We start from the raw sequence: 9,480 nt of genomic DNA on the forward strand, positions 1-9,480 counted from the left end.
GACTGCCCCGCCGCACCGGGCAGCCGGCCCGGCCGGGCTTTCCGGAACGGCGGGGCCTGACCTGCGGGGCGGGCACCCCCGCCTGCGCGGGGCCGCGCCCGGGTCGCGGGGCGGACGGCGTCGTCGTACGCCGCCGCGGCTGGGGCGCGCGTCACACCATCGAACGGTTACGTCACCCGCCGTCACGCCCTAGGGTCGTGGCCATGTTCGCCGCCTACGCCGCACGCATCGACCGTGACCAGCCCCTCGACGGACTCGAGCTGGGCGAACGCCCGGCGCCCGGGACACGACCCGGATGGACCACCGTCAAGGTCAGGGCCGCGTCACTCAACCACCACGACCTCTGGTCCCTGCGGGGCGTCGGTCTCGCCGAGGACAAGCTGCCGATGATCCTCGGCTGCGACGCCGCGGGCATCGACGAGGACGGCAACGAGGTCGTCCTGCACTCCGTGATCGGTCAGACGGGCCACGGGGTCGGTCCCGACGAGCCCCGGTCCATCCTGACCGAGCGCTACCAGGGCACCTTCGCCGAGCAGGTCACCGTCCCCAGCTGGAACGTCCTCCCCAAGCCCAGGGAACTCACCTTCGAGCAGGCGGCGTGCCTGCCGACCGCCTGGCTGACGGCGTACCGGATGCTGTTCACCAACGCGGGCGTCAGGCCCGGTGACTCCGTACTGGTGCAGGGCGCCGGCGGGGGAGTGGCCACCGCCGCGATCGTGCTGGGCAGGGCCGCCGGACTCAGGATGTTCGCCACGAGCCGCGACAAGGCCAAGCGCGAGCGTGCCGTCGAGCTGGGTGCCGTCGAGGCGTTCGAGCCCGGCGCACGGCTGCCCCGCCGCGTCGACGCCGTCATCGAGACCGTCGGCGCCGCGACCTGGTCGCACTCCGTGAAGTCGCTGCGACCCGGCGGCACACTGGTCATCTCGGGAGCGACCAGCGGCGACCGCCCCTCGCACGCCGAGCTGACCCGCATCTTCTTCCTGGAGCTCAAGGTCGTCGGCTCCACCATGGGGACCAAGGACGAGCTGGAGGACCTGCTCGCGTTCTGCGCGGCCACAGGTGTGCGGCCCGTCATCGACGCGACCCTGCCGCTGGACCGGGCACGCGAGGGATTCGAACGGCTCGCCGCCGGCGACCTGTTCGGGAAGATCGTGCTCACCACCTCGTGACGGCGGCCCGGGCGATCGGGCCGCCAGGGGTCCGTGCTGAGGTTCTGCCCCTCCGCCCGCGCACCCGCCGTGCCCGAGGCGTTCGCCCCGGCCGGCGCGCACGGTCGGACGGGCCGCCCCGTGACCACCGCGGGCCGACGCGTCGTCCCGGGACAGCGAGCGCGTGAAGCAGTGGGCCGACGGCGCGGGTTGCTCCTGGGCGACGGTCCACGAGCGGGCGTACGGGGCCCTGCGCGTGGGGCCGTGACGGCGCCGGAACGCGTCCATGGCACGGGGTCGGGTCCCCCCCCATCGGGTCGTGAAGGCGCGCCGCACGGTGCGGATGGCCTTAACGGCCCGGTGGGGGCCGGCCTCCGCGGGCTTACCGGCACCGGTGTGCCGGGCGTTCGGCCGGCCTGGGACGTACGGGGTCGAGTGCGGCCACCGGACGAACAGCCCGCCCTCGTGCAGCGTGGTGGGACGGAGGCATCCCCCTGCCGGAGACGTCGAGCGGAAGCGGTTGCGCTCCCGGCACGCCGGGGACAGGGGGACGCAGGGGGGCGTCGTGCAACCCCACGCCCGTCTCGCCACTGATTCTCGCCACCGATCGTGTCAATGTTGGTTGACACGCCCTGGCGTGTCAACGTAGGTTGACGTCATGACCGAAGCAACGGATCTCGCCGCCCGTGCGGGTGACCACGACCCGCGCGTCGGGCTGCGGGCAGTCGCCGCTCTGCGGCGGCTGCTGGAGCAGCTCGAAGGCGTCCAGGTGAGAAGCGCCCGCATGCAGGGCTGGTCGTGGCAGGAGATCGCCGCCGAGTTGGGTGTCAGCCGGCAGGCCGTGCACAAGAAGTACGGGAGGCGTTGATGTTCGAGCGATTCACCGAAGGAGCCCGGGCCGCGGTCACCGGTGCGGTGGCTCAGGCCGAGCGGGCCGGGTCCGATCACGTCACCGAGGAACACCTGCTGCTCTCCCTGCTGGAGGGAACCGGCAGCCGCTCCTCCTTCGCCCTCGCCGCCCTGGGCCTCGTCGACCGCCGGGCGTCGGTGGAGGCGGAACTCGCCCAGGCCCGACGGCGCGGAGGGCTCACCAAGGCCGACACCGAGGCATTGGCCGGCCTCGGCATCGACGTCACGGAGATCGTGGCGCGGGTCGAGGACGCGCACGGCGAGGGAGTCCTCGCCGGCAACCGCCGGAACCGGCGCCGGTGGTCGAAGCACCGCCCGTTCACGACCGGCGCCAAGGGCATCCTGGAGAGGTCCCTGCGCGTCGCGCTCGGCCGCGGCGACCGCTTCATCGGCGAGGAACACCTGCTCCTGGCCCTGACGGCCTGCCCCGGCGTGGTCGCCGACGTCATGGCGGACCACGGTGCGACGTACGCGACGGTGGAGCGGGCGCTCTACGGCGACGAGGGCCGTGGCCAGGCCCAGGCCGGCTGACGGGCCACCCATCGGCAGCCGCCCGGGCTCCCCGGCCTACCGCCACCCGCCCCTGGGCGGGGCGGATGGCGGCGCCGGAGTCCGAAAGGACGTCAGGGCCTACGGCGCCGGCCCCGTCCGTCGTCGGCCGTCGCCCGAAGGAGTGTGTCGATCCGGGCGGCGGCCTCGGCCAGATGGCCACGCGCCTCCGCGAGCTGGGCGTCCGTCACGCCGTGGTCCCGTGCCGCGTCCCGGACGTCATCGCGGAAGCGGTCCAGCAGGCGGTCCAGATCACGTGCCGGATCGCCCGTGGACGCCGCGTCCGCAGCCCACTCGATGTCCGGGGCGGCGGGATCCGGCCTGCTGTAGGAGGGCCAGCTACCGGTCCTGGCGAAACCGCCGAGCTGACCGGTGATCTCGGCCAGCCCCTCCCGCACACCCGTCGGCCAGTCGCCCCGCGCGAAGTGCTCCTGCACCTGGCGGGCGGCGTTCTGTACCTGCTCACGGGCCCTCTCGTGCGCCTCCTCGGCCTGGCGCCGGGCCTTCTCGGCGTCCTCGCGGGCGCGGCGGGACTCGTCCTTCGCCCGGCGGGCCTGTTCCTTCCACTCCTGCTTGGCCTTGCGCAGCTCCTCCTTGGCGGTGCGCCAGACCTCGCTCTCGCGGAACTGGTCCCCGAAGTCGGGCTCCGGGCCGCTCCGGGCACCGCCCGCCGTGTGCCGGGACTCGGATGCCGCTGCCCGCATCTCGCTGCGCAGCTTGCCCGCCGCGCCGCGCACGTCGTCGCGGATCTCGGCGGCGAGCTCGGACACCGACTCGCGGATCTCCAGCTCCAGATCGGCCAGCTCGCCGCCCCGGCCCGCCAGCTCGGCACGCCCGGCGTCGGTGATCGAGTAGACCTTGCGGCCACCCTCGGTGGCATGGGTGACCAGCCCTTCGGCCTCCAGCTTGGCCAGCCGCGGATAGACCGTGCCGGCCGACGGGGCGTACAGCCCCTGGAAGCGTTCCTCCAGGAGCCGGATCACCTCGTAACCATGGCGTGGTGCTTCGTCCAGCAGCTTCAGGAGGTAGAGGCGCAGACGGCCGTGGGCGAAAACGGGGGGCATGTCAGAGCACCTTTCCGGTCGGTTCGGCGCCGAGCTGTTCGTCGTCCTCGGCCGGTGGGCGGCGCAGCAGGGCGATCGAGCCCGAGACGGTGGTCGCCGTCAGCTTCCCTGTGCCCGCGCCGAGCGTGCCGGTGATCTTCTTCGCGCACCATTGGCCGCCGACCCGCAGGTCCTCGAAGGCGTTGGAGACGGAGCCGCGCGCGGTGTTCGCCTCGACCCTGGCGTCCGCGGGGTGCGGAAGGCGGACGGCGACCTGGCCGGAGACGGTGGTCAGCTGGATGTCCGTCGGTTCTCCGGAGGTGTCGAGGTCGAGCATCATGTCACCCGTGACGGACTCCGCCCGGACCGACGTACCGGAACCGTCGACGACGGTCAGGTCACCGGATACGGACTGGAAGCGGAGGCCGCCGGTGACCCCCTGGGCCTCCAGGCTGCCGGACACCGTCTCGGCGCGGACCGGGCCCGTGACCCGCACCAGCGTGGTGTCGCCCGAGACGCCGCTCAGCTCCGTGCTCCCGCGGATCCCGGAGACGACCGCTCCGGCACCGGTCACCCCGACCTCCACGGCCGCGCCCGACGGCACGGCGAGTGAGACGACCGCGCGCCGGCGTTGGGCCCTGCGGTCCAGTCCGGTCAGGAGGACCTTCCACGGCTTGTCCTCGTAGGCCACGGTGATCGTCCCGTCCCGCTGGGTCACGATCAGGGGCGGCCCCTCGATCTCGGAGACCTCGAGGCGGGCGGCGTCCTCGTCCGTGCCCACGACGTTGACGGCGCCGTCGGCGATACGCACGTGGAGCGCTGTCACGGGGGCCTCGAAGGTGAGCTTCTGCGGCTCGGCGACGTTCCACCTGGACTCAGGCATGCATCCGACCTTCCTGATGGTGCTGCACAACGCAACATATCGCGTTCTCACCAACACGATATATCGCGGTTGGTGGAAGTCAAGCAGAATCGGGAGGAGGTGCGGGGCCGGGGAGGGTGTGTCCAGGTGTGGGGGGAGTGGGAGTGTGGTGGCGTCGAGGGCGATGGCGCACCAAAAAACCCATAAAGTGGCAAATTGCCCTAGCGTAAGCACCATGACCGCTACATCCGTGGGTGCTCTGGTGCTGTGCCGGGCTGACCCAGAGACCGTACGGCCCCTGGCCCGCCTCCTCCAGGAGTCCATGTTGCTCGTGCCCGCGGGGGAGGGCTGGAGCGCGCTCGTCCCCGACGGGAAGCCCTGGCAGCGGGAGGACGGTCACCGGGTCGGCACGGCCCCGCCGGGCGACACGGACCCGGAGCCCGTCGACCGGGTCGTCGGCGGCTGGGCGACCGCGCTCGCCGTGGGCTCCGCCTGGCCCGCCCTCGCCCTGTGGTGGGACGGGGACAGGGCCGGTTACACGCTGGCGGCGGGTTTCCGCCGACCGGTCGGCTATGTCTGGCTGGCCGACGGCACGCCGGTCGGCGAGGACGAGGCCATGCGGTCGTTCGCCGCCCGGCTGGGCCTCGACCCGGTCATGGACGGGGAGGTGCTCGACACCCTCACGCGCGCGGACCCCGAGGCGGACGCCGCCGCCCGGCTGCGGGGGCTGCTGTCCGTCCTCGCCCGCACCGGACTGTCGCTGCCGCCCGGACTCGCCCCGGGCGAACCGGCCGACCGGCTGCGTGCCTCCGCCGGGGCCCACCGCGAGGTACGGCAGATCGAGCGGAGCGGCCGGCGCGAGGCGGTGCGGACGGAGGTCGACGCCGTCGTGAGCGGTGGCCTCGGCCCCTGGCTGCGCGGACCGAGGGCCCGTGCGGTGGCCACGGCTCAGCTCGCCGTGGGGCTGCCGCTCACCGTGTGGGGCAGCCACCGGCGCAGCGGCGGCTGGGTGGTGGCCGGTCTTCTCCTGCTGGCGCACGGTGTGCTGGGACTCGCGTACGACCGGTACGGGGACGCGGCGGACCGGGGAGCCGGGAGCACCGTGCGGTGACTACTCGTCCTCGTCCTCGTCGTCCAGCCGGGCCAGCCAGGTCGCGAGGCGCTCGACGGGGACCTCGAAGTCGGGGTTGAGGTCGACGAACGTGCGCAACTGCTCGGCGAGCCACTCGAAGGTGACCTCCTCCTCGCCACGCCGCTTCTCCAGCTCCTCGATGCCACGGTCCGTGAAATACATGCCTGCGCTCGCTCCGGGTGGGACGGTAGTGGTCACTGCAAGGGTAGGGCGTACGGAAGCTGCCCGGCCCCGGCCCCCGGGCACGGGCCCGGCTCCGGCCCCAGGACCGGCGGCCCCCAGCACGAAGGGCCCGGACCGCGCGTCGATCGCGGTCCGGGCCCTTCGTGGTGCGTACCGCAGCCGTGGGCCGGCGCGTCAGGGAGCCTCCCCGACGCCCCTGGTTCAGGCCTCGAAGACCTCGGTGACCAGCTGCGTCTGCTCCGCCTGGTGGCGCTTGGCCGAGCCGACCGCCGGGGACGAGCCGTGCGGACGCGAGATGCGGCGCAGGCGCTCACCGTGCGGGACGTCGGCACCGACCGCCAGGTCCAGGTGGTCGATCAGGTTGAGCGCGATGAACGGCCACGCACCCTGGTTCGCCGGCTCCTCCTGGGCCCACAGGTACTTCTCGGCGTTCGGGTACTTGGCGATCTCGGCCTGGATCTCGGCACCCGGCAGCGGGTACAGGCGCTCCAGCCGGATGATCGCCGTCTCGGTGTCCTCGCGCTTCACGCGCTCCGCGTCGAGGTCGTAGTAGAGCTTGCCGGCGACGAAGACGACCTTGCGGACCGACTCCGGCGTGACCGACTCGTCCCCGATGACCGGACGGAAACCACCGGTGGTGAACTCCTCCGCCTTCGACGCGGCCGCCTTGAGGCGGAGCATCGACTTCGGGGTGAAGACCACCAGCGGCTTGTGGTGCGGGTTGTGCACCTGCCACCGCAGGAGGTGGAAGTAGTTCGACGGGAGCGTCGGCATCGCGACCGTCATGTTGTTCTGCGCGCAGAGCTGGAGGAAGCGCTCCGGGCGGGCGGACGAGTGGTCCGGGCCCTGGCCCTCGTAGCCGTGCGGCAGCAGCAGGGTGACGCCGGACGTCTGGCCCCACTTCTGCTCGGCCGAGGAGATGAACTCGTCCACGACGGTCTGGGCGCCGTTGACGAAGTCACCGAACTGGGCCTCCCAGATGACCAGCGACTCCGGGCGGGCCAGGGAGTAGCCGTACTCGAAGCCCATCGCCGCGTACTCGCTGAGCAGCGAGTCGTAGACGTTGTAACGGGCCTGCTCGTCGGAGAGGTAGAGCAGCGGGGTGTAGTCCTCGCCCGTCTTCTGGTCGACGAGGACCGCGTGGCGCTGGCCGAACGTGCCGCGGCGGGTGTCCTGGCCGGCGAGCCGGACCGGGGTGCCCTCCATCAGGAGGGAGCCGATCGCCAGCGTCTCGCCCATGCCCCAGTCGATGGTGCCGTTCTCGACCGAGGCCGCGCGGCGCTGCATCTGGGGGAGCAGACGCGGGTGGACGGTGATCTCGTCGGGGATGTTGACCTGCGACTCGGCGATCACCTTCACGACCTCCGGCGAGATCGCGGTGTTCACGGTCACCGGGAACTCGGCCTGGACGTCGGCCACATGCGGCTGCGCGGGAGCGGAGGTGGCTTCGCGGACCTCCGCGAACACCTTCTCCAACTGGCCCTGGAAGTCCTGGAGCGCCTGCTCAGCCTCTTCCAGCGTGATGTCGCCGCGACCGATGAGGGACTCGGTGTACAGCTTGCGCACCGAGCGCTTCTTGTCGATCAGGGTGTACATCTGCGGGTTGGTGAACTCCGGGTTGTCGCCCTCGTTGTGACCGCGGCGGCGGTAGCAGATGAGGTCGATCACGACGTCCTTGTTGAACGTCTGGCGGTACTCGAACGCCAGCCGCGCGACGCGGACCACGGCCTCCGGGTCGTCACCGTTGACGTGGATGATCGGCGCCTCGATCATGCGGGCCACGTCGGTGGCGTACATCGAGGAGCGCGAGGACTCCGGGGCGGCGGTGAAGCCGACCTGGTTGTTGATCACCACGTGGACGGTGCCGCCGGTGCGGTAGCCGCGCAGCTGCGACATGTTGAGCGTCTCGGCGACGACGCCCTGGCCGGCGAAGGCCGCGTCGCCGTGGAGGGCGACGGGCAGGACGGTGAAGTCCGTACCGCCCTTGTTGATGATGTCCTGCTTGGCGCGCGCGATGCCCTCGAGGACCGGGTCGACGGCCTCCAGGTGCGAGGGGTTGGCGGCCAGCGAGACCTTGATCTGCTCGCCGTCCAGCCCGGTGAAGGTGCCCTCGGCGCCCAGGTGGTACTTCACGTCGCCGGAGCCGTGCATCGAACGCGGGTCGAGGTTGCCCTCGAACTCGCGGAAGATCTGCGCGTACGACTTGCCGACGATGTTCGCCAGCACGTTCAGGCGGCCGCGGTGGGCCATGCCGATGACGACCTCGTCGAGGCGGGCCTCGGCCGCGGAGTCGATGACCGCGTCGAGCAGCGGGATGACGGACTCGCCGCCCTCCAGGGAGAACCGCTTCTGGCCGACGTACTTCGTCTGCAGGAAGGTCTCGAACGCCTCGGCGGCGTTGAGGCGGCGCAGGATGCGCAGCTGCTCCTCGCGCTCGGGCTTCGGGCGCGGCCGCTCCACCCGGTCCTGGAGCCACTTGCGCTCCTTGGGCTCCTGGATGTGCATGAACTCGATGCCGGTGGTGCGGCAGTACGACTCGCGCAGCACGCCGAGGATGTCGCGGAGCTTCATCAGGGTCTTGCCGGCGAACCCGCCGACCGCGAAGTCGCGTTCGAGGTCCCACAGGGTGAGGCCGTGCTCGGTGATGTCCAGGTCGGGGTGCTTGCGCTGGCGGTACTCCAGCGGGTCGGTGTCGGCCATGACGTGGCCGCGGACCCGGTAGGAGTGGATCAGCTCGAAGACCCGTGCGGCCTTGGTGACGTCGTCGTCGTGCGAGGCGTCGATGTCCTTGAGCCAGCGGACCGGCTCGTAGGGGATGCGCAGCGCCTTGAAGATCTCGTCGTAGAACTCGTTCTCGCCGAGCAGGAGCTGGGCCAGGACGCGGAGGAACTCACCCGACGCGGCACCCTGGATGACGCGGTGGTCGTACGTCGAGGTCAGGGTCATGACCTTCGAGATGCCCAGCTTGTTGAGCGTGTCCTGCGAGGTGCCCTGGAACTCGGCCGGGTAGTCCATCGCGCCGACACCCATGATGAGGCCCTGTCCGGGCATCAGGCGGGGCACCGAGTGGACGGTGCCGATACCGCCGGGGTTCGTCAGCGAGGCGGTGACGCCGCTGAAGTCGTCCATGCCGAGCTTGCCGACGCGGGCACGGCGGACGATGTCCTCGTACGCCTGCCAGAACTCGAAGAAGTTGAGCGTCTCGGCCTTCTTGATGGCCGCGACGACCAGTTGGCGGTCGCCGTTCGGCTTCACCAGGTCGATGGCCAGGCCGAGGTTGATGTGCTCCGGCTTGACCAGGGTCGGCTTGCCGTCCTTGACCGCGAAGGAGTAGTTCATCGACGGCATGGCCTTGAGGGCCTGCACCATCGCGTACCCGATGAGGTGCGTGAAGGAGATCTTCCCGCCGCGGGCCCGCTTGAGGTGGTTGTTGATGACGATGCGGTTGTCGAAGAGCAGCTTCACCGGGACCGCGCGCACGGACGTGGCCGTCGGCAGATCCAGCGAGGCGTTCATGTTCTTCGCGACGGCGGCCGAAGGGCCGCGCAGCGTCACGTACTCCGGGCCGGCCGGCGCCTCGGTGGAGGCGTCGGCCTTCGCGGGTGCCGGGGCGGCCTTGGCGGGCGCGGCCGCCGGCGCCGGTGCGGCCTTGGC

Annotated in this window: 8 protein-coding genes; 4 read left to right on the forward strand and 4 right to left on the reverse strand. The window is 71.7% G+C overall.

Features of this window, described 5'->3' with window-relative positions:
* Positions 1-203 precede the first annotated feature (203 nt).
* The 3 genes from ABZ371_RS23670 to ABZ371_RS23680 all read left to right on the forward strand — a co-directional run bounded on the left by ABZ371_RS23670 (position 204) and on the right by ABZ371_RS23680 (position 2,588).
* On the forward strand, positions 204-1,169 hold the full coding sequence (locus tag ABZ371_RS23670; RefSeq protein ID WP_358682995.1) for a zinc-binding dehydrogenase: 966 nt from the start codon (positions 204-206) through the stop codon (positions 1,167-1,169).
* Positions 1,170-1,806: 637 nt separating this feature from the next.
* Positions 1,807-2,016: an HTH domain-containing protein gene (locus ABZ371_RS23675; RefSeq protein ID WP_358682997.1), complete on the forward strand. Its 210-nt coding sequence runs from the start codon at positions 1,807-1,809 to the stop codon at positions 2,014-2,016.
* Positions 2,016-2,588 (forward strand): Clp protease N-terminal domain-containing protein, encoded by a 573-nt coding sequence (locus tag ABZ371_RS23680; protein ID WP_358682999.1) that lies wholly within the window; start codon positions 2,016-2,018, stop codon positions 2,586-2,588. Before ABZ371_RS23675 ends, ABZ371_RS23680 begins: the two co-directional genes overlap by 1 nt.
* Positions 2,589-2,680: 92 nt before the next feature.
* Here the strand turns inward: ABZ371_RS23680 and ABZ371_RS23685 are convergent, their stop codons facing one another.
* Positions 2,681-3,670 carry a helix-turn-helix transcriptional regulator gene (locus ABZ371_RS23685; protein ID WP_358683001.1) on the reverse strand — a complete coding sequence of 330 codons (990 nt, stop codon included), beginning with the start codon at positions 3,668-3,670 and terminating at the stop codon, positions 2,681-2,683.
* A 1-nt stretch (position 3,671) separates the two neighbouring features.
* The gene (locus tag ABZ371_RS23690; protein ID WP_358683003.1) at positions 3,672-4,532 is read right to left on the reverse strand and encodes a DUF4097 family beta strand repeat-containing protein; all 861 of its coding nucleotides are present in this window, start codon (positions 4,530-4,532) and stop codon (positions 3,672-3,674) included.
* Between the two features lie 214 nt (positions 4,533-4,746).
* Between ABZ371_RS23690 and ABZ371_RS23695 the strand changes: the two genes are divergently transcribed.
* Entirely contained in the window at positions 4,747-5,622 is an 876-nt protein-coding gene (locus tag ABZ371_RS23695; RefSeq protein WP_358683005.1) for a hypothetical protein, read from the forward strand.
* On the opposite strand, the gene ABZ371_RS23700 is transcribed toward ABZ371_RS23695, so the two are convergent.
* Both ABZ371_RS23700 and ABZ371_RS23705 read right to left on the reverse strand, forming a co-directional pair.
* On the reverse strand, positions 5,623-5,805 hold the full coding sequence (locus tag ABZ371_RS23700; protein WP_003961784.1) for a DUF6104 family protein: 183 nt from the start codon (positions 5,803-5,805) through the stop codon (positions 5,623-5,625).
* A 222-nt stretch (positions 5,806-6,027) separates the two neighbouring features.
* Positions 6,028-9,480 (reverse strand): multifunctional oxoglutarate decarboxylase/oxoglutarate dehydrogenase thiamine pyrophosphate-binding subunit/dihydrolipoyllysine-residue succinyltransferase subunit (locus ABZ371_RS23705; protein WP_358683008.1); only part of this gene is annotated, 3,453 nt, incomplete at its 5' end.

This window comes from Streptomyces sp. NPDC005899 (assembly GCF_040629645.1).
Lineage (GTDB): Bacteria > Actinomycetota > Actinomycetes > Streptomycetales > Streptomycetaceae > Streptomyces.

Coding starts and splice junctions, on each gene's coding strand:
- ABZ371_RS23675 (WP_358682997.1), top strand. CDS start 1,807: ATGACCGAAGCAACGGATCTCGCCGCCCGTGCGGGTGACCACGACCCG.
- ABZ371_RS23695 (WP_358683005.1), top strand. CDS start 4,747: ATGACCGCTACATCCGTGGGTGCTCTGGTGCTGTGCCGGGCTGACCCA.
- ABZ371_RS23685 (WP_358683001.1), bottom strand. CDS start 3,670: ATGCCCCCCGTTTTCGCCCACGGCCGTCTGCGCCTCTACCTCCTGAAG.
- ABZ371_RS23700 (WP_003961784.1), bottom strand. CDS start 5,805: ATGTATTTCACGGACCGTGGCATCGAGGAGCTGGAGAAGCGGCGTGGC.
- ABZ371_RS23690 (WP_358683003.1), bottom strand. CDS start 4,532: ATGCCTGAGTCCAGGTGGAACGTCGCCGAGCCGCAGAAGCTCACCTTC.
- ABZ371_RS23680 (WP_358682999.1), top strand. CDS start 2,016: ATGTTCGAGCGATTCACCGAAGGAGCCCGGGCCGCGGTCACCGGTGCG.
- ABZ371_RS23670 (WP_358682995.1), top strand. CDS start 204: ATGTTCGCCGCCTACGCCGCACGCATCGACCGTGACCAGCCCCTCGAC.